Here is a 20635-nt window from a genome sequence, read left to right on the forward strand (position 1 = left end):
CCGCCGGCTCGCCGAGCGGCGGAGTGGGGGCGCTCGGGGCGGCCGGGGCGGCCGGGGTCGTCACGGGCGCGGCCGGCGGTACCACGGACTCCGGTTCGGCCACCGGCGGCACCGGGGACATGGGGGGCAGGGGGGACGTCGGCGGGATGACCGGAGACCCGGGCGGGACGACCGGGGACACCGGCGGGGCCGGCGCCACGGGCGTCGCAGCGGCCGTGGGAGCCGCCTCCAGGCGCGGGCCGGGCACGACCGGCCGCACCGGCTCGACCGGGATCGCGCCGGCCTCCAGGGCACTCTGCGGGGCCGAGGGACCCTGCGCGCGCACCCGGAACCACTCGGACTCGATCGCGTTGAAGATGGCGGTGTCGTGGACGCCGGAGTCCATCGGGACGGCTTCGATCGGGGCGTTGAGCGGGTCGGCCGCGAACTCGGCGGCGAGGTCGGCGCCGGAGCTCGCCGGAGCGCCGAACGCCGGGCCGGCGAGCGGCTCGCCGGTGGGCGGCGCGAAGCCCTCGGCCGGGTCCGCGAACGGGTTGGCGGGGGCCGGGTCGGCGAGCGGGGCGGTGAAGCCGGAGCCGGAGTCGGCCAGCGGGTCGGCGGGTGCCGCGTACGGATTCGCGGCGGCGTCGCTCAGCGGGGTGCTGAAGCCGGAGCCGGAGTTCGACAGCGGGTCGCCGACCGGAGCGCCGGGCGCGCCGAGCGGAGTGCTGAAGCCGGACCCGGAGTTCGACAGCGGGTCGCCCGTCGGGGGAGCGAACTCGCCCCTCGCGTCGCCGGCGGGAGCGCCGGGGGTCGCGTAGGGGTTGGCCGCGGCGTCGCTCAGCGGGGTGCTGAAGCCGGAGCCGGAGTTCGACAGCGGCTCGCCGGTCGGAGCGGCCGGAGCGCCGGGTGCCGCGAACGGGTTGGCCGGAGCCGCGTCGCCGGGGTGGAAGCCGCCCGTGGACATCGCGTCGCTCGGCGGGGCGCCGGGCGCGAACGGGTTCGCGGGGTTGAACGACGGCGCCTCGGCGGCCGGGTTCCGGCCGAAGGACGGAGCGTCCCCGGTCGGGGCGGCCGGGTTCGGCGGGTTCGTCGGAGCCGTGAACGGGTTCGCGGCCTCGGGGCGCCGGCCGAACGACGGCGCGTCGCCGCCGGTCGGAGCACTCGGAGCACCCGGAGCGCCCGGCGCCGGGAACTCGCCGGTCGGGGACCCCGCCGGAGCCGGAGTCCCGAAGCCGGCGTCCCGGTGCCCGCCGAACGGTGTCATCTGCACTTCGCCGGGCGCGGTGAACGGGTTGCCCGCCGCCAGCTCGGCGCCGAGGTCGTTGTTCAGACCGCTGCCGGCCAGCGGGTCCGGGCCGGTGCTGAACCCGCCGGCCGGTGCCCCGGCCGGATTCGGGCCGGGACCGAAGCTCGGGGCGCCGGGCGGCGGCATGAGCAGGTCGTCGGGCTGCTCCAGGCTCTCGCGGTAGGCCGCGAACTCCCCGGTCTGTTCCATCTCCGGGATGTCCGGCAGCAGGTCGTCGAAGCTGGAGCTGAGGTTCAGGCCGCCGGCCGGCGGGGCCGGGGGCGGCGGGACCGGCGGCGTCGGGGCGTTGCCGACGTTGAAGTTCAGCCGCATGTCGTCGGCGCCGGCGGCGCTGATCCGGAACTGGCCGGTGTTCTCCGACGGGTTCGGGGCCGGCTGCGGCCGGTTCCCGGCGCCGGGCCGGAAGTCGTACGTCGCGGAGTTGTCCAGGGCCTCGGCCAGCCGGCTGTCCAGCTCCGGCTCCGGCACCGCGAACGAGGGGCGCTCGAAGGCGCCGCTGCTGCCCGGGTCGCCCGGGTCGCCCTCGCGGATGACCGGGACCACGCCGCCGGACATCGCCTCGGTCTCGGCCAGCAGGTCGGCCAGCTCCGGCGGGGTGGCACCGGAGCCGCGGTACGGCGGCTCGGCCGGGTTCACGTCGTCCCAGCCGTCGTTCCGGTCGCCGAAGTTGCCCACCGGCATCCCCGGCAGCGCGCCGGGGGCGTCCGCGGCCGGGATCCGCTCCCCGCCGAACGGGCCCTGCGGCTGGTCCCGCGACCCGCCGGGCAGTTCCCGCTGGTCGGCGCGGACCGCGCCGCCCGGGCGCCGCGGCAGGCCGGTCGCGGTCACCGCCGGCTGCTGCCCGGTGTCCCCGGTCAGCTCGCCCAGCGCGTTGCGGCCCAGGGCCGGGGTGTCGGCCAGGTTGCCGGCCAGCAGCGCGGCCGGCACCAGCACCAGCGCGGTGATGCCGCCGGTGGCCGAGCGGCGCAGCCGGACCTGGATGCCGTGCCGGGTGGCCAGCCGCCCGACCACGAACAGACCCATGCGGCGGGAGATCGCGACGTCCACCACCGGCGGGTTGGCCAGCCGCTCGTTGGCGTCGTCCAGTTCCTCCGGCGTCATGCCGATGCCGGAGTCCTCGATCTCCAGCATCACACCGCCGGTGTTCAGCAGGTTGCCGGTGACCGAGACCTTGGTCTCCGGCGCGGAGAACGACGTCGCGTTCTCCAGCAGCTCGGCGACGAGGTGCACGACGTCGTTCACGGCGCGGCCGGCGACCTCGACGGTCGGCAGGTCCCGCAGCGTCACCCGCTCGTACTGCTCCACCTCGGAGGCCGCGGCGCGCAGCACGTCGATCAGCGGGACCGGCTGCGACCACCGGCGGCCGGGCTCCTCGCCCGCGAGCACCAGCAGGTTCTCACCGTTGCGGCGCATACGGGTCGCGAGGTGGTCCAGCTTGAACAGCGAGGCCAGCTGGTCCGGGTCCTGCTCGGCGTTCTCCAGTTCGTCGATCAGCCGCAGCTGGCGCTGCACCAGCGACTGCGAGCGGCGCGAGAGGTTGGTGAACATCGCGTTGACGTTGTTCCGCAGCATGGCCTGCTCGGTCGCCAGCCGGACCGCCTCGCGGTGCACCTCGTCGAACGCGCGGGCCACCTGGCCCACCTCGTCGGTGCTGGACAGGGCGATCGGGTTGATCGGCTCGATGACCTCGGAGCCGTCGGCGTCGCGCAGGCGGCGGACCATCTCCGGGAGCCGGTTGCCGGCGATCTCCAGGGCGGTGTTCTGCAGCACCCGCAGCGGACGCACCAGCGAGCGCGCGATCAGCGCGGTGGCGATGGACACCACGAGCAGCACGCCGATGATGACGCCGATGTTGAGGTACATGGTGTTGCGGGCGCCGTCGGCGAGCTGGTTGGCCCGCTTCACCAGGATGTCGGCCTGGGCGGCGCGCACCTTCTGGTACTTGTTCAGCAGCGCGTCGTACTGGGTGTAGACGGTGCCCGGGATCAGCTGGGCGCCGCTGCCCGCGGTGCCGTCGGCCAGCTCGTCGCCGATGGCGGTGAGGTACTGGTTGGCGCCGGTGTAGGAGTCGCCGACGTCCACGGTGTCGCTGAGCATCTGCTGCATGTTCGGCGCGGCGATCGTCTTGAACTCGGCCCGGGTGGAGGCCAGGTCCGAGATCGTGCCCTGCAGCTTGGCGCTGTTGTCCTTGGCCGTGTTGGGGTCGAAGCTCACCGCCAGCACGGTGAGGAACCCGCGCTGGCGCGAGGTGGACTCGGTCATCTTCGCCAGGTCGTTCAGCGCCCGGGCGTCGTTGATCAGCTGCTGGTCGCCGGCGTCGGCGGCGACGAACTGGTACAGCGAGTCGACGCTGTCCAGCAGCTTGTTGTACTGGTCGAACACCCGCTGCGGGTCGGAGGAGCTGCTGACCGCGCCGCGCAGGGCCTGCAGACCGGTCATGTTCGCCTCGGCGTCGGCGATCGCGGCCAGGGTGTCCTTGGGGTAGGAGCCGTCGATCTTGGCCAGCACCGGGTCCATGGCGGCCGACGCCCGGTCGGTGGTGTGCGTCAACTGGTCCGCGCCGCGGCTGAGGTTGGCCAGGGTGGCCTGGTCCGGGGTCTTCTGGTTCCGGAAGGCGATCATCTCGACCGAGGTGTCGCGCTCGTTGTGCAGGGCGTCGATCAGGTTCGACAGCGGGGCCTCGGCCGCGGCCATGGTCTTGGCGTGGTCGTAGGTCTGCACGTTGCCGACCTGCTGCACGATCCGGGCCGCGGCGCCGACGATGGTGGCCACCAGCGGCACGATGACCAGCACCACGAGCCGGGTGCGGACGCGCCAGTTCTTGGGGGAGAAGCGGTTGGCCTGGCCGGCCGGCGGCGGGGGCGGCGGCGGGATCTGGCCCTCGCCCTGCGGGTCGGAGGTGGGGATGGGACGCTGCCCCGGCAGTACCGAGTCCCGGGGCCCTCGGGGTAGGGAGCGGCCGGCGGCCGCGTCGGATATCGATCCGCCCGGCGGCGGCCCGTCGACGCCGCGCTCCGGGAAAGGAGCCGGCGGACGGCGCGGGGTCACGGGTCGTGTCTGCACTGGCCCTCACAGCTTTCTTTGCGACCGGGCCTCGTCTGCGGGCGGATGGGGCGCAGCGGTGGCCTCGCGGTCTCTAGGTTTCAAGCAACGCATTCCAGCACAGAGAAGCGAGCGCAGCCAAGGGCGGGGGTGAGCCTCCGGGCGGTTCGCGTTCATAAAGCGGGATAAAGCGGTCAACGCCTCCCCGCATGTGCGTATCCTCAATCGTCCACGTGTGCTAGAGGATCTCAATGGCACCGTGGGGGGTCCGCGCGCCCATGTATTACGATGCGCCGACCGGAGTCGTCAGAAACCTTTGCAGGGGGCAGCGCAGTGCGAACAGCCAACCTAGGAGCGCGTTCGCGGCGGACGTCGGCGCTCCTCCTGAGCGCCGTCCTCGCCGTGGCCACGCTGGGTGCCGCCGCGTGCAACGGAAAGTCGTCGGCGGCCGGCGCGGCGGCCGGCGGCGCGGGCCACGGCCCGCTGGAGCAGACCCATTTGCGGATCGGCATGCCCAAGGGCGAACTGGGCGCGCTGCCGATCTTTACCGGCGTCGACAAGGGCTACTTCAAGGACCAGGGCATCGACGTCACCGTCGACGACAGCTACGCCTCGTACCAGGACACCCTCAAGGCTCTGGGCGACGGCAAGGTCGACCTGGTCTACGACGACTACGCGCACGCGATCCTGGCCCAGTCCAAGGGCAACTACCGCCTGCAACTGGTGGCCGAGGGCTACAACGCCGGCGACGGCAGTGTGGAGCTGTTGAGCAAGCCCACCAACACCCGCAGCGAAGACCAGGTCCGCACGGTGTTCAAGGCCTCGCAGGGCTTCCTGGTGCCGATGGCCGGCACCGGCGACCCGTCCACCGACTTCACCGTTCCGACGGTCATGCTGATGACCCGGCTGCCGGACATCGCCAACAGCATGAAGCTCAAGATCGACGACTCGGGCACCGAGGCGCAGGCACACCTGAAGACGATGGCGGTCGGCGCCATCGGCGAGAAGCTGACCGGCGTCCTGGACGCGAACGTGGCCGCGGTGCTGCCCGAGCCCTACTTCAGCTCGACGAGCACCACCGACAAGGTCGTCAAGCTGCTGGACCTGACCCGCGGCTCGACCCAGGCCATGCCGATGGGCGGCTACTTCGCCAAGCAGGACTTCGCGGTCTCCGACACCAACCTGTTCAAGGCCTTCACCACCGCGCTGAACCAGGCCAAGACCGTGACCAGTCAGCGGGCCGCGGCGATGGCGGAACTGCAGGCGCACTACGGCACCATCGCCACGGCCACGGTGAGCGCGTCGATCTCCTTCGGCACCTTCCCCACCACGGTGAGCGTCGACCGGGTGACCCGGGTGCTGACCCTGATGCAGGACCTGAACCTGGCGTCGTTCTTCAACATCGACACGATGATGCCGCCGGACGCGCTGCGCGGGCAGGGCTGACACGGCCGCGGCACGGGGCGGCGCGGGGCGGCACGGTCCGCGTCGGTCCGGTCACCCTGACGTGCCGCGCCGGGCCGATAGGCTGGAGCGGTGAGTGATGCGACGGAGAGTGTGCGGTTCCGCTCGGACGTGACCGTGGAGTTGGTGAAGGCCTCGGCGTCCGACAACGACGTCCTGTGGGCGGCCCGGGTGTCGACCAAGGGCGAGCAGTCACTTGATGACACGGCCACCGGCCAGGACGAGGCCCGTTCCGCCGGTTTCATCAACTTCCTCATGCGCGACCGGCACGGCTCGCCGTTCGAGCACTCGACGATGACCTTCCTGGTCTCCGCGCCGATCTTCGTCTTCCGCGAGTTCATGCGGCACCGGGTCTGGTCCTACAACGAGGAGAGCGGCCGGTACCGCAAGCTGGAGCCGGTGTTCTACGTACCGGGCCCCGAGCGCAAGCTGGTGCAGGAGGGCAAGCCCGGCAAGTACGTGTTCGTCCCGGGCACCGACGAGCAGCACAAGATCGTCGACGAGACGGTCCGCCGCTCCTGCGAGGCGTCCTACGCGGCCTACCTGGAGATGCTCGACGCCGGCGTGGCCCGCGAGGTCGCCAGGACTGTCCTCCCGGTGGGCATCTACTCCTCCATGTACGCCACGTGCAACGCCCGCGCGCTGATGCATTTCCTGTCGCTGCGCACCAAGCACGAGGACGCGACCTTCCCCTCGTTCCCGCAGCGGGAGATCGAGATGGTGGCCGAGAAGATGGAAGCCCACCTGGCCGAGCTGATGCCGCTGACCTACGCGGCGTGGCAGGGGAACGGCCGCGTCGCGCCGTAGACTGCCCGAGTCACGGAATGGTTGCACTGGGTAGTCCTAAAGAGTGAAAAACGACCGCGGCTCCCCGCTCGACCCGTAACGCGTGTCCCCGGCCTCTGTTAGTCACGGCGGACCCCGTCCCCACCGGACCCCCGAGCGGTGGAGACGGGGTCCATCCAATACTGCGACGCGTAGCGTCTCCTCAACGGGTGGTGGTGGGAGACGGGCGGGCCAATGCTGCGACGCGTAGCGTCTCCTCAACGGGTGGTGGTGGGAGACGGGCGGGCCATTCAGCTGGGCTGTTCGATTCGTGTAAGCAGCGTCAGATATTCGATCACCGGTACGGGCCGGTACCTTTGGAGCCATGGCCCAGACCCCCACCACAGACTCCGCCGCCTGGACCGCAGGCGCACCGTTCGGCCGGATGATCACCGCGATGGTCACCCCCTTCCGGGCGGACGGCTCCCTGGATCTGGAGGGGGCGCGAGCCCTGGCCGCGCACCTGGTCGACGCCGGGAACGACGGACTGGTGATCTCCGGGACCACCGGCGAGTCGCCCACCACCTCCGACACCGAGCAGGCCGATCTGCTGGCCGCCGTGATCGCCGAGGTCGGGGACCGGGCGAAGGTGATCGCCGGGGTCGGCACCAACAACACGGCGCACACCCTGGAACTGGCCCGGCGGGCCGAGGCCGCTGGGGCGGACGGGCTGCTGGTCGTCACCCCGTACTACAACAAGCCCACGCAGGAGGGCCTGTTCCGGCACTTCACCGCGGTCGCCGACGCCACGGCCCTGCCGGTGATGCTCTACGACATCCCGCACCGCTCCGGCATCCCGATCGAGGTCGCCACGCTGATGCGGCTGGCGCAGCACCCGCGGGTGGTCGCGGTGAAGGACGCCAAGGGCGACCTGGTGGCCGGAGCCACCGTCATCGCGAACACGGATCTGGCCTACTATTCAGGGGACGACCCGCTCACGCTGCCGTGGCTGGCGGTCGGCGGGGTCGGCGTGGTGAGCATGTCCTCCCACGTCGCGACGCCGCGGATCCGCGCCATGATCGCCGCCTACCTGGCCGGCGAGGTGGCCGAGGCCGCCCGCCTGCACCAGGAGCTGCTGCCGGTCCACGCCGGTGTGACCCTGCTCCCAGGTGTGATCTCCCTCAAGGCGGCAATGAACATGCTGGGACTTCCCGGCGGCCCGGTGCGGCTGCCCCTGGTCGACGCGACCAGCGAGCAGGAAGCCGAGCTCAAGACGTATCTCGCCGCAGGCGGCGTGAAGATTTAGCAAGGAGCGGACCAGCGGTCCGCGGAACACAAAGGAAAACTGCATGAGCCATCCGCATCCGGAACTCTCCGGACCCCCGCCGCTGCCGCGGGGCGCGCTGCGCGTGACCCCGCTCGGCGGCCTCGGAGAGATCGGTCGCAACATGACCGTCTTCGAGTACGGCGGCAAACTGCTCATCGTCGACTGCGGCGTCCTCTTCCCGGAGGAGGCCCAGCCGGGCGTGGACCTGATCCTGCCCGACTTCAGCTCGATCCGGGACCGCCTGGACGACGTGGTCGGCGTGGTGCTGACGCACGCCCACGAGGACCACATCGGCGGGGTGCCGTACCTGCTCAAGGAGTCCGGCGACATCCCGCTGATCGGCAGCAAGCTGACCCTGGCGCTGGTCGAGGCCAAACTGGCCGAGCACCGGATCCGGCCCTACTCGCTGCAGGTCGCCGAGGGCGACGTGGAGCAGATCGGCCCGTTCGCCTGCCGCTTCGTCGCGGTGAACCACTCCATCCCGGACGCCATGGCGGTGGCGATCACGACGCCGGCCGGCACCGTGTTCCACACCGGCGACTTCAAGATGGACCAGCTGCCGCTGGACAACCGGCTGACCGACCTGGCGACCATCGCCGAGCTCGGCAAGTCCGGCATCGACCTGCTGCTGTCCGACTCCACCAACGCCGAGGTGCCGGGCTTCGTCACCTCGGAGCGGGAGATCACCCCGGTCCTGGACCGGGTGTTCGGGCGCGCGAAGGGCCGGATCATCGTGGCCTCCTTCGCCTCGCACGTGCACCGGGTGCAGCAGGTGTGCGACGTCGCCGCCGCGCACGGCCGCAAGGTCGCGCTGGTCGGCCGGTCCATGGTCCGCAACATGGCGGTGGCCCGGGACCTGGGCTACCTGAAGGTGCCGGCGGACCTGATCATCGATCTCAAGGAGATCGACGACCTGCCGGACGACCGGGTGGTGCTGATGTGCACCGGGTCGCAGGGCGAGCCGATGGCCGCGCTGTCCCGCATGGCGAACCGCGACCACCAGGTGCGGATCACCGGCGACGACACCGTCATCCTGGCCTCCTCGCTGATCCCGGGGAACGAGAACGCGGTGAACCGGGTGATCAACGGGCTGACCCGCTGGGGCGCCACGGTGGTGCACAAGGGCAACGCCATGGTGCACGTCTCCGGGCACGCCGCGGCCGGCGAGCTGCTGTACTTCTTCAACCTGGCCAAGCCGCGCAACTTCATGCCGGTGCACGGCGAGTGGCGGCACCTGCGCGCCGCGGCCGACCTGGCGATGAAGACCGGCGTCCCGGCCGACCGGGTGGTGATCGCCGAGGACGGCGTCACCGTGGACCTGGTCGACGGCGTCGCGCGGATCACCGGCAAGGTCGAGGCCGGCTACGTGTACGTGGACGGCACCTCGGTGGGCTCGGTGACCGAGGCCTCGCTGAAGGACCGGCGGATCCTCGGCGAGGAGGGCTTCGTGTCGGTGTTCGTGGCGGTCTCGGCCGACACCGGGAGCATCGTCACCGGCCCGGTGATCACCGCGCGCGGCTTCGGGCTGGACGACCAGACCCTGGAGCAGGCCAAGCCGCTGATCGTGGACGCCCTGGCCGCCGCGGCGGCCGAGGGCATCGGCGACACGCACCAGCTGCAGCAGCTGGTGCGGCGGGCGGTGGGCCGCTGGGTGTCCAACACCACGCGGCGCCGGCCGATGATCCTGCCGGTGGTCGTCGAGGTCTGATCCGGCTGATCGGGCGATACCCCTACGGGCCATCCTTTCGGTGCTCCATCGAAAGGATGGCCCGCGGCGTGTGCCCCGGCTGTAATGGATGACGGAAGAGCGACGGCCTTCGTGGGGCGGAGCCGCCGCTTCGACCGGGGGAACCCAGCGATGGCACCTACGGGGGGTCCGGGAGGGGTTCGAAGGGGGACGGGGGAACAGCACGGGGGACGGGGGCGATCGGGGGTGGCCGGGCCCGAGTCCATCCGCTTGCCGGCGGATGACGAGGCGCCCGGCCAGGCACGTCCCCGCCCCTCGTGCAGGTATGAGGCCGGCTAACTAGTGGCGGTTCGGGGCCGGCTGGCTAGTGGCGGTTCGCCGCCAGGAGCTCCGCGCCCAGCCCGGTGAGCCGGTGCCGCACGCTGCGGCCCGTGCGCTCGGTCACGATGAGGCCGGCGGTGCGCAGCGCCGCGGCGTGCGCCGACGCCGTCGGCGCCTTCACCCCCAGGCGCGTGGCGAGCTCGCCGGTGGTGGGGTCGTCGCCGATGGCGCGCAGCGCCGCCGCGCGGGCCCGGCCGATGAGCGAGGCCAGGCCGTCCCCGGCGGCGTCCGTGCCCTCCAGTGTCTCGGCCGCATCCAGCTCTGAGACCGGGTAGGCCATCACCGAGCGCCGGCCCGGCACGATCAGCAGCCCGACGTACTGCCCGAACACCGAGGGGGTGAAGGTCAGGCCCTCACCGCGCAGGTCGTACTGCCAGTCCGGGACCTTCGACAGCGCCAGCGACAGCTGGTCCGGCTCCCAGCTCAGCTTCGGGTGCAGGTCGTTCAGCATCGCGCCGGGGCCGGCCGCGGCCATCTGCCGGGCCCGGCGGCCGATGTCGGCGTCGAGCGTGCGGCGGATGTCCGGCCAGTCGTCGGCCACGCAGGCCCGGTAAAGCGCGTGCATGGCGTCGGTGAGCAGCGGGATCAGCCGCTCGCCGCGGTCCCGCAGGGCGTCGTAGACCCGGGAGGGACGGCGCTCCCAGGTGTCGAAGATCTGGAAGTCCTGGACCAGGTCGGCGTCGCGGACGGCGCGCAGCGCGTCCAGCTCCTCCTGCACCGTGCGGTGGGTGCGGCCGCCGGCCGGGACGTCCGGGATCAGGAAGGCCGGCGCGTAGTTCGGGATCGCGCTCAACAACTCGACCACCGGGCGGGAGCGTTCGGGGATCTGCCGCCGCACGTCGGCCAGCCAGCGCCGGTGCGCGGCCGGGACGGGCCGGGTCGAGCCCAGCGGGTCGAGCCCGCGGATCAGGTTCAGCAGCGGCGAGGTCTCGAAGGCGATGCGGCCCATGTCGGCGCCGCTCATCGGTATGCCGACCACGTCTCACCCCCGCCTGGAAGCTCAGCCGGCCCGCCTGGTCCGGCCCGGGGCATGTGTGGCAGGACCCTGGCTCCGGTGCCCGCCGCGAACTGTCGCGGTTTCGCATGATACGCCGCAGGCCCCTGACCCGGTCGGGTCGGGGGCCTGCGGTACGTCGATCAGCGCGAGCCGGGCTGGGCTCAGGCGGCGGCCTCGGCGAGCTCGCCGGCGCCGGCGGTCAGCTTCTCCGAGAGCGCCTTCCAGGCCGGGACCTTCTCACCGAACTTGGCGGCCAGCTCGGCCACCTCGGCGTCGATCTTCGTGCGGTCCGCGCCCTCGATGGCGGAGAGGATGCCGAACAGCTCCTCGGAGTCCACCTTCAGGTGCAGGTTCTTGCCGTCGCTGTTGGCGAAGTAGCAGAAGCCACCGCCCAGCGGCGTGAACCGCTTCATGTCACCGAAGACACGCCCGCCGCCGGCACCACCGGCACCGGCACGCACGGATGCGCGCGCTGTCTTGCTTTCCTTCTTGGCACCGGCCACGACGGCCCTCCTCGATAGCCCCGGCGCGCCCTCGTCGGGCGCGGACGAACCTGCTTGATTGGTACAGCCATTGGGATCGACCCTCGTGGACTGGGGGAGTACACGCGTGTACGCCACACGGACACGGGGCCGACCGCACTACTTTAGCCTGAATGGCGCTCAGGACGGGAATCGCCCCGGGCGTCCCGCTCGGGGGGTGACTTGCGTGTGGCGGGCGGTACCGATGGGACATCACCGGTAGCCTGGTCATCATGGCCACCCGTACGCCCTCCAAGAACAGCAAGGCAACGGCAGCCACATCCGCGTCCAAAGCCGGCGGCTCGGGCGGCTCGGCGGGGTCCGGCGGTTCCGGGGGCGCCGCCAGGAAGGGGCGTGGCAAGGCCGCGGCCCCGTCGTCGTCCTCCGGCTCGGGGTCCGCTTCCGGGGGTTCCGGGGGCAAGCCCGCCGCGAAGAACCCGCGCTCGCGGGGGGCCCGCACCCCGGGTCCGCTGGAGAAGGGCATCGGCAAGCTGGCCTCCGGGTCGCGCCGGGCCACCGTGCGCGGCGCCGAGCGCGCCGGCCGGGGAGCCAAGTCGCTGCACCCGGACCACCGCCGGGACGGCGTCGGGTTCGCGCTGATCGGGCTCGGGATAGTCATGGCCGCGGCGCTGTGGCACGGGTTCCCCGGCGCGGTGCCGCAGGCGATCGTCTCGCTGGTGGCCGGCGCCTTCGGCCGCGTGGGGGCGTTCACGCCGCTGCTGGTCTTCGGCCTGGCGGTGCGCGTCATCCGGCGGCCCGAGGAGGCCGCCGACACCAACCGCATGTCGATCGGCTGGAGCGCCTTCACGGTCGCCGCGGTCGGCCTCATCCACATCTCCGGCCACCTGCCGCACCCCTCCGACGGCGCCACCGCGATGCGCAACGCGGGCGGCTGGGTCGGGTACGCCGTCTCGGCGCCGCTGGTGCAGACCGTGTCCGCGTTCGTGGCGGTGCCGCTGCTGGTGCTGCTGCTGCTGTTCGGCGTGCTGGTGATCACCGCGACGCCGGTCTACCGGATCCCGGAGCGGATCCGGGCCGGACGCGGGCACGCGGGCGGGTTCCTGCACTGGATGATCTTCGGCGACCGGGAGGAGCCGGACGCGCTCGCCGAGGAGACCGACGACCCGTACGGGATACTCGGCGACGAGGACGACCCGTCGGACAACACCGCGCGGAACAGGCGGCTGCAGAAGGCCGTCGAGAACGAGCCGACCATCTTCATCCCGATGCTGGACGAGGCCGCGGGGGCCGACGCGCCGCCGGAGTCCGTGCCGGTCGACGACGGGACGCAGGTGGCCATCCCGGTCGCGGTGCCGCGCAGCCGCAAGTCGGCGGCGAAGAAGGCGGCGGCACCGGCGCCGGCGGCCCCGGTCTCGCCCAAGGACGCGGTCCAGGCGGCGATGGAGCTCTACACCGCCAACGCCGACCCCGACGCCGAGTACAAGCTGCCGCCGCCGGACATGCTGCGGGTCGGGGCGCCGCCGAAGACCCGGTCCAAGGCCAACGACAACGTGGTGGCCGCGCTGGCCGAGGTGTTCCAGCAGTTCAACGTCGACGCCAAGGTGGTCGGTTTCACCCGCGGCCCGACGGTGACCCGCTACGAGGTCGAGCTGGGCCCGGCGGTGAAGGTGGAGCGGATCACCGCGCTGTCGAAGAACATCGCCTACGCGGTGGCCTCGGCGGACGTGCGGATCCTGTCGCCGATCCCCGGCAAGTCCGCGATCGGCATCGAGATCCCGAACACCGACCGCGAGAACGTCTCGCTCGGCGACGTGCTGCGCTCGGTGGAGGCCACCGGCGAGACCCACCCGATGCTGGTGGGGCTGGGCAAGGACGTCGAGGGCCGGCACATCGTGGCCAACCTGACCCGGATGCCGCACATGCTGGTGGCCGGCGCCACCGGCGCGGGCAAGTCCACCTGCATCAACACCCTGATCGTCTCGATCCTGCTGCGGGCCACCCCGGAGCAGGTGCGGCTGATCCTGGTGGACCCCAAGCGGGTGGAGCTGACCAGCTACGAGGGCGTCCCGCACCTGATCACCCCGATCATCACCAACCCGAAGAAGGCCGCCGAGGCCCTGCAGTGGGTGGTGCGCGAGATGGACCTGCGCTACGACGACCTGGCCTCCTCCGGCTTCCGGCACGTCGACGACTTCAACGCGGCGGTGCGGTCCGGCAAGCTCAAGCCGCTGCCCGGCTCGGAGCGGGTGTACCAGCCGTACCCGTACCTGCTGGTGATCGTCGACGAGCTCGCGGACCTGATGATGGTGGCGCCGCGCGACGTCGAGGACTCGATCGTGCGCATCACGCAGCTGGCCCGCGCGGCCGGCATCCACCTGGTGCTGGCCACCCAGCGGCCGTCGGTGGACGTGGTGACCGGCCTGATCAAGGCCAACGTGCCCTCGCGGCTGGCGTTCGCCACCTCCTCGCTGGCCGACTCCCGCGTCATCCTGGACCAGCCGGGCGCCGAGAAGCTGGTCGGCCAGGGCGACGCGCTGTTCCTGCCGATGGGCGCCTCCAAGGCGCAGCGCCTGCAGGGCGCTTATGTGTCCGAGGCCGAGATCTCCTCGGTGGTGAAGTTCTGCACCGAGCAGCTCCAGCCGAGCTACCGCGAGGACGTGACCGGCGCGGCCGCCTCGAAGAAGGCGGTCGAGGAGGAGATCGGCGACGACCTGGAGCTGCTGCTGCAGGCCGCCGAGCTGATCGTCTCGACCCAGTTCGGCTCCACCTCGATGCTGCAGCGCAAGCTGCGCGTCGGGTTCGCCAAGGCCGGCCGCCTGATGGACCTGCTGGAGACCCGCGGCGTCGTCGGGCCCTCGGAGGGGGCCAAGGCGCGGGACGTGCTGATCCGGCCGGACGATCTGGAAGGCATGTTGGACTCGATCCGCGCGGAGGCGGGGGCGTAGCGTCCCACGCCCCCCGCGCGGCACCTCGCGTCGCACGCCCTTTGTCGATAAATCGATCAGGGTCGACCGCTCCGCCCTATCAATACGACATACGGGCGAATCCACTCTTCAGCTCGCCTCAATCCCCCCGATCCGGGGCATAGCCGACAGTGCGGGGGTGTGCGCGGCGGGAGGTCCGGCGGGCTTACGGGTGAGGTGAATCGAGGCGGTGTCGCATGGGCGGTCAGCGGGCTGAAGACGAGCGGGACGGCGCGGGCGTCGGGCTCGATGAGGCGGACGGCCGGCGCGGCGAGCGGTTCGCCGGGGACGAGGTCGGTGGTGCCGGCGGCGGTGCGCGGACTGCGGCGCGCACCGACGCCGAGGAGTCCTCGCCGGCGGCGGAGAAGGCGGCGGTTCCGGCGGCCGCGACCGGTGCGGAACCGGAGGGCGCCCGCCCGGAGGGTCCGGCCGATGCGGGCGATCCGGCCGATCAGATCGACCCGGCCGGGCTGACCGACTCCCAGATCCTCGGGCGCCGTCTGGCGCTGGCGCGGCAGAAAGCGGGCCTGTCGATCGACGAGGTGGCGGCGGCCACCCGGATCCGGCCGGGGATGGTGCGGGAGATCGAGGCCGGGGACCTCATCCACTGCGGCGGCGACGTCTACGCGCGCGGTCACGTGCGGGCGATCGCCAAGTGTGTCGGCGTCGACCCCGAGCCGCTGATCGAGGCGCATCCGCCGGTGGTGCCGGCGGAGCTGCCGACGCGGCCCCGGTCCCGCATAGTCGCGCGACCGGACTCGTCGCCCGCCGGCTCCGGCGCCGCCGGGGGTCAGACGGCTCCGAGGAGTGCGGGTGCCGGCTCGAGCGCGAGCCGGCCGGCCTCGGCGGGCCTGCCGACCAGCGCCGCTCGCGACAACGCCGCCCGCTTCGCGGCCAAGGCGCCGACCCGCGTGATCCGCCCGGCCGGCGAAGGGGCGACCCGCGCCATCGCGACGACCGCGGCCGGCCAGGGCTCCGGCTCCGCCCCGCTGCGGCCGCCTCAGCCCAGCCGCAAGAACAATCCCGGCAAGATCGAGCGCCAGCCCAAGTCGGCGAACTGGAGCGCGGCGATGCTGGTGGCGTTGCTCGGACTGGTGGTCTTCGCCGGCGTGCAGCTGGTCGGCGGCGACAGTGACAAGCACACAGCGGCCGCCGCGCCGGTCCCGCCGTCGAAGCCGGCCGCCGTCCAGCCCCCGCCGGCCCCGGCGCCCCCGCCGCCGCCGAAGGACGTCGAGGTGCGGATCGCCGCGGTCGGCGCCGACAGCTGGCTCAACGTGACCGGCGACGACGGCCGCGTGCTGTTCGACAACCTGCTGCCGGCCGGCACCACGCAGAGCTTCAAGGACGCCAAGCAGCTCGGCGTCACCCTCGGCAACGCCTCGGCGGTGCACATGAACCTGAACGGCAAGGACCTCGGCTCGGCCGGCGGCGACGGCCAGGTCGTGCACTGGACGCTGAACCCGACCGGGGCCGTGAGCGGCTGAGACGCCCGGCGGCACCCGACGGCGAAGGGCGGCGACCACCCGGTCGCCGCCCTTCGCCGTGCCTAGTCGTCCTCGTCCGCCGCCGCCTTCTCCAGCAGTTCCGCCACCACCGCGATCTCGTCCTCGGACAGCCGGGCCAGGCCAGGTGCGGGCTCGGACAGGATCTGGATCGCGGTGATCGCCACCGCGCGGCCCTGGCCGGTGAGCTCCACCAGCTTCGCCCGCCGGTCGTCGGGCGCGACGGTCCGGGTGACCAGGCCGCGCTGCTCCAGGTCGTCGATCACGATCGTGGTGTACGGCTTGTCCCATCCCAGGCGCGCCGCCAGCTCGCTCATCCGCAGCGGTCCGTCCACCAGACGGCGCAGGGCGCGTACGCGGGTGAAGCTGACACCGGTGGCCTCCGCGACGGCGGTGCGCACGTCACGCTGGTTGAGCACCAGCTTCTGCATCGCGGCGTGCGCGCGGTAGGCGTCGGCCGGGAAGGACTCGGTCATCGGAGTGCGGGGATCCCCGTTTCGGTCGTCGGCTCGGTGAGCCGGGCGGCGGTGCGGGCCGCCGTGGCGACGGCTCGCGTTCCGGTCGTGAGCATACCGAGCACGAGCACTGCCAGGCCGCAGCCGACGAGGATCCACCAGCCCGCGTGGCTCGCGGCCGGCAGTCCGGTGCGGGCCGGGCCGGTGGCCCGGGCCACCACCACCGAGCCGATGACCGCGACGCCCAGCGTCTGGCCGACCTGGCGGCTGGTGGAGGCCACCGCCGCCGCGACGCCGGCCTGGGCCCGCGGCATGCCGGACACCGCGGTGTTGGTGATCGGCGGGTTCAGCGCGCCGAAGCCCAGGCCCAGCACCGCGTACGCGGCCAGCAGCAGGGCCACCGGCGTGTCGGCGGACAGGCGCGTCAGCATCAACGCGCTGAGGCTGAAGAGCACTCCGGCCAGCAGCAGCGGCACCCGGGGCCCGTGGGCCGCCACGTAGCGGCCGGACCGCGGTCCGGCCAGGACGCTGGTCAGCGCGATCGGCAGGGTCAGCAGGCCGGCCTTCAGCGCGCTGTAGCCCAGTGCCTCCTGCAGGTACAGGGTGTTCATGAACAGGAATCCGGACAGCGCCACGAACCCGGATATCGCCATCAGCGTGGCGCCGGCGAAGGGAACGCTGCCGAAGAACCGCGGGTCGATCAGCGGCTGCTCGCGGCGCAGCTCGTAGCGGACGAAGCCGACGGCCGCGGCCAGCGCCACCGCGGCCACCCCGAGCGTGCGCGCCGACAGCCAGCCCGCGTGCGGCGCCTCGATGATCGCGTAGGTCACGCCGGTCAGGAACACGATGCCCAGCACCTGCCCGACCGGGTCGAAGCGGCGGGCGGTGGGCGCCTTGGACTCCGGGACGAAGATCCGGGTCAGCGTGACCGCCGCCACCCCCACCGGCACGTTCAGCCAGAAGATGGCGCGCCAGCTGGTGGCGTCCAGCAGCAGTCCGCCGACCACCGGCCCGAGCGCCATGCTCACGCCGAACGCGGCCGCCCACACGCCGATGGCCTTGGCCCGGTCCCGGGCGTCGGTGAACACGTTGGTGATGATCGACATGGCGACCGGGTTCATCATGGCGCCGCCGACCCCCTGCGCGGCCCGGGAGCCGACCAGCGCCCCGAGGTTCGGGGCCACCGCGCACAGCACCGAGCCGACGGTGAACACCGACAGGCCGGTCATGAACACCCGGCGCCGGCCGAACCGGTCGCCCAGGGAGCCGGCCAGGATCAGCAGCGACGCCATGGTCAGCGCGTAGGCGTCGATGGTCCACTGCAGGCCCGAGACCGGTGCGTGGAGATCGCGCTGGATCGCCGGCAGGGCCACGTTCACCGCGGTGTTGTCGATCCCGACCAGGAACAGGCTCAGACAGCAGATGGTGAGGATCAGATAGCGACGGCGGTTCGAGAACTCCGGCACGGCCCCTCCCAAGAACGTTGTGTCAACATAACCATTGTTAGCACACAACTGTTGTGTCAGTCCAACTATTCCTCCCGCTGTAGCCTGGTGACCATGTCCGGCACCCCCTCCACTGTGTCCTCCTCCGCGCTGGTCCCCGCGCCCGAGCGCCGCACCGTGGCCCTGGTCACCCTGGGCTGCGCCCGCAACGACGTGGACTCCGAGGAACTGGCCGGCCGGCTCGCCGCCGACGGCTGGGACCTGGTCGAGGACCCGAACAGCGCGGACATCGCGGTGGTGAACACCTGCGGGTTCGTCGAGGCCGCGAAGAAGGACTCGATCGACACGCTCATCGCCGCCGCCGACGCCAAGGCCGAGAACACGGCGGGGAAGAAAGGCCCGAAGGCGGTCGTCGCCGTCGGCTGTCTGGCCGAGCGCTACGGCCAGCAGCTCGCCGAGGCGCTGCCGGAGGCCGACGCGGTCCTGAGCTTCGACGACTACCGGGACATCAGCACCCGGCTGAGCGCGATCCTGCACGGCGAGCGCCCGATCTCCCACGTCCCGCGGGACCGCCGCACGCTGCTGCCGCTGAGCCCGGTGGAGCGGCAGTCGGCCAAGGAGGGCGTCGCCGTCCCGGGCCACGGCGACCACGCCGCGTCCGTCGCCGTCGAGACGGCGACCGGGACACCGGCCCCGGCCGAGGCGCGCCCCGACGACCCGGCCCTGTCGCCGATCGCCCCGCCGAACCGCAGCGTGCTGCGCAAGCGCCTGGACGACGGCCCGTCGGCCCCCCTGAAGCTGGCCTCCGGCTGCGACCGGCGCTGCTCCTTCTGCGCGATCCCGGCCTTCCGCGGCTCCTACCTCTCCCGCCGCCCGCACGACATCCTGGACGAGGCCCGCTGGCTGGCCGCGCAGGGCGTCCGCGAACTGGTCCTGGTCTCGGAGAACTCCACCTCCTACGGCAAGGACCTCGGCGACATCAAGCTGCTGGAGACCCTGCTCCCGGAGCTGGCGGCGATCGACGGTGTGGACTGGCTGCGGGTCAGCTACCTGCAGCCGGCCGAGATGCGCCCGACCCTGATCGACGTGATGGCCTCCACCGAGGGTGTGGTGCCCTACTTCGACCTGTCCTTCCAGCACTCCGCGCCCGGTGTACTGCGCCGGATGCGCCGCTTCGGCGGCACCGAGCCGTTCCTGGAGCTGCTGGAGACGATCCGCACCCGGGTGCCGCACGCCGGCGTCCGCTCCAACTTCATCGTCGGCTTCCCCGGCGAGTCGGCGGCCGACTTCGAGGAGCTGGAGACCTTCCTGTCCCAGGCCCGGCTGGACGCCATCGGCGTGTTCGGGTACTCCGACGAGGACGGCACCGAGGCCGCCGGCTACGGCGACAAGCTCGACGACGACGAGATCGCCGAGCGCGTGGCCCGGCTCACCGATCTGGCCGAGGAGCTGACCGCGCAGCGCGCCGAGGACCGCGTCGGCGAGCGGATCGACGTGCTCGTGGAGTCGGTCGCGCACGACGGCGTCGCCGAGGGCCGGGCCGCGTTCCAGGGCCCCGAGGTCGACGGTTCGGTCCTGCTGGTCCCCGCGCTGGAGCCCGGGGCGCCGGCCGTGGAGCTGACGCCGGGCGCGATCGTGCCCGCGAAGGTGGTGGGCAGCGAGGGGGTGGATCTGCACGCTGTGGCGATCACTCCCCTAAGCTTGGTCGGGTGAAGCCCGCGCCCCCGGACCCGCTGACTCAGGAGGCTTCCAAAGCGGGGCTGTGGAACGTGGCCAACATCCTGACGATGGTGCGGCTGCTGCTGGTCCCGGTGTTCGGCGTGCTGCTGGCGTACGACCAGGGCCAGTCGACGGCGTGGCGCTCGGTGGCCTGCGCGGTGTTCGTGGTCGCCAACGTCACCGACACCCTGGACGGCATGGTCGCCCGCTCCCGGAACCTGGTCACCGACTTCGGCAAGATCGCCGACCCCATCGCCGACAAGGCCCTGATGGGCACCGCGCTGGTGATCCTGTCCGTGCTCGGCGAGCTGCCCTGGTGGGTCACGATCGTGATACTGGTCCGCGAGCTCGGCGTCACGCTGCTGCGGTTCTGGGTGCTCAGGTACGGCGTGATCGCCGCCAGCCAGGGCGGGAAGCTCAAGACCTTCCTGCAGGGCTTCGCGATCCTGTTCTACCTGCTGCCGATCTCGGCCTCCTGGTGGCACTGGGTCGCGGTCGCGACCATGGCCGCCGCGCTGGTGCTGACCGTGGCGACCGGCCTGGACTATGTGGCGCGAGCGATGAGGCTGCGATGGAGCGGGACGAGGAGCGAGGCGTGAACGCCGAGCAGATCGCGGCCGCGGCGAGATCGCTGGTCGGGGGCGCGACGGAGGTCGGCCGCACGATCGCGGTCGCCGAGTCCCTGACCGGCGGCCTGGTGGCCGCGGCCATCACCGCGGTCCCCGGCGCCTCGGCCGTGTTCCGCGGGTCGGTGACCGCCTACGCCACCGACGCGAAGGCCTCCGTGCTCGGCGTGGACGCCGCCCTGCTGGCTCGCGAGGGCGCGGTGGACGCCGAGGTGGCGCGGCAGATGGCAACCGGCGTGCGGCGGCTGTTCGGCGCCGAGGTCGGCCTGGCCACCACCGGTGTCGCGGGCCCGACGGAGCAGGACGGCAAGCCCGTGGGGCTCGTCTACGTGGCCTGCTCCTTCGCCGACTTCGCCCCGGTCGCCGTGGAGCTGCGCCTGGACGGCGACCGCGAGACGATCCGTGCCGAGACCGTGCTGCGAACTCTCGCCCTGGGGCTCTCAACCTTCGGCCACTGAATCCCGTTCTCTTAGGCAGGCGCCTAAACCGGGA

General features: G+C 72.4%; 14 protein-coding genes. 9 read left to right on the top strand and 5 right to left on the bottom strand.

The genetic code is table 11. The features are described from left to right. On the bottom strand, positions 1–4336 hold a 4336-nt coding region (locus ABD466_RS32330), incomplete at its 3' end, for a sensor histidine kinase (protein WP_344661017.1). A 396-nt stretch (positions 4337–4732) separates the two neighbouring features. Here ABD466_RS32330 and ABD466_RS32335 point away from each other — a divergent pair. From ABD466_RS32335 to ABD466_RS32350, 4 genes are all read left to right on the top strand, one after another. Next, entirely contained in the window at positions 4733–5776 is a 1044-nt protein-coding gene (locus tag ABD466_RS32335; protein ID WP_344661018.1) for an ABC transporter substrate-binding protein, read from the top strand. Between the two features lie 90 nt (positions 5777–5866). Further along, positions 5867–6601: an FAD-dependent thymidylate synthase gene (gene thyX, locus ABD466_RS32340; protein WP_344661019.1), complete on the top strand. Its 735-nt coding sequence runs from the start codon at positions 5867–5869 to the stop codon at positions 6599–6601. A 343-nt stretch (positions 6602–6944) separates the two neighbouring features. Then, complete coding sequence (gene dapA / locus ABD466_RS32345) at positions 6945–7865, top strand: 4-hydroxy-tetrahydrodipicolinate synthase (protein ID WP_344661020.1); 921 nt, start codon at positions 6945–6947, stop codon at positions 7863–7865. A gap of 43 nt (positions 7866–7908) precedes the next feature. Continuing rightward, positions 7909–9594, top strand: a complete 1686-nt coding sequence (locus tag ABD466_RS32350) for a ribonuclease J (protein WP_344661021.1) — start codon at positions 7909–7911, stop codon at positions 9592–9594. A 343-nt stretch (positions 9595–9937) separates the two neighbouring features. On the opposite strand, the gene ABD466_RS32355 is transcribed toward ABD466_RS32350, so the two are convergent. After that, positions 9938–10933 (bottom strand): DUF5937 family protein, encoded by a 996-nt coding sequence (locus ABD466_RS32355; RefSeq protein WP_344661022.1) that lies wholly within the window; start codon positions 10931–10933, stop codon positions 9938–9940. A 179-nt stretch (positions 10934–11112) separates the two neighbouring features. Then, positions 11113–11364: a hypothetical protein gene (locus ABD466_RS32360; protein ID WP_344661023.1), complete on the bottom strand. Its 252-nt coding sequence runs from the start codon at positions 11362–11364 to the stop codon at positions 11113–11115. A gap of 341 nt (positions 11365–11705) precedes the next feature. On the opposite strand from ABD466_RS32360, the gene ABD466_RS32365 reads away from it, so the two are divergent. Continuing rightward, positions 11706–14378 (top strand): FtsK/SpoIIIE family DNA translocase, encoded by a 2673-nt coding sequence (locus ABD466_RS32365; protein ID WP_344661024.1) that lies wholly within the window; start codon positions 11706–11708, stop codon positions 14376–14378. Positions 14379–14593: 215 nt separating this feature from the next. Continuing rightward, on the top strand, positions 14594–15880 hold the full coding sequence (locus tag ABD466_RS32370; protein WP_344661025.1) for a RodZ domain-containing protein: 1287 nt from the start codon (positions 14594–14596) through the stop codon (positions 15878–15880). 62 nt (positions 15881–15942) lie between these two features. Here the strand turns inward: ABD466_RS32370 and ABD466_RS32375 are convergent, their stop codons facing one another. Both ABD466_RS32375 and ABD466_RS32380 read right to left on the bottom strand, forming a co-directional pair. Then, positions 15943–16374 (bottom strand): MarR family winged helix-turn-helix transcriptional regulator, encoded by a 432-nt coding sequence (locus ABD466_RS32375; RefSeq protein ID WP_344661026.1) that lies wholly within the window; start codon positions 16372–16374, stop codon positions 15943–15945. After that, positions 16371–17819: an MFS transporter gene (locus tag ABD466_RS32380; RefSeq protein WP_344661027.1), complete on the bottom strand. Its 1449-nt coding sequence runs from the start codon at positions 17817–17819 to the stop codon at positions 16371–16373. The genes ABD466_RS32375 and ABD466_RS32380 overlap by 4 nt, the downstream gene beginning before the upstream one ends. 93 nt (positions 17820–17912) lie before the next feature. Between ABD466_RS32380 and rimO the strand changes: the two genes are divergently transcribed. Genes rimO through ABD466_RS32395 form a run of 3 tightly spaced genes read left to right on the top strand, consistent with a single transcriptional unit; the run spans position 17913 to position 20601 of the window. After that, on the top strand, positions 17913–19511 hold the full coding sequence (rimO, locus tag ABD466_RS32385) for a 30S ribosomal protein S12 methylthiotransferase RimO (protein WP_344661028.1): 1599 nt from the start codon (positions 17913–17915) through the stop codon (positions 19509–19511). Next, complete coding sequence (pgsA, locus tag ABD466_RS32390) at positions 19508–20116, top strand: CDP-diacylglycerol--glycerol-3-phosphate 3-phosphatidyltransferase (protein ID WP_344661029.1); 609 nt, start codon at positions 19508–19510, stop codon at positions 20114–20116. Before rimO ends, pgsA begins: the two co-directional genes overlap by 4 nt. Continuing rightward, positions 20089–20601 (top strand): CinA family protein, encoded by a 513-nt coding sequence (locus tag ABD466_RS32395; protein WP_425558806.1) that lies wholly within the window; start codon positions 20089–20091, stop codon positions 20599–20601. The genes pgsA and ABD466_RS32395 overlap by 28 nt, the downstream gene beginning before the upstream one ends. The last annotated feature ends 34 nt before the right edge of the window (positions 20602–20635 follow it).

The organism is Catenulispora subtropica (assembly GCF_039531675.1).
Lineage (GTDB): Bacteria > Actinomycetota > Actinomycetes > Streptomycetales > Catenulisporaceae > Catenulispora > Catenulispora subtropica.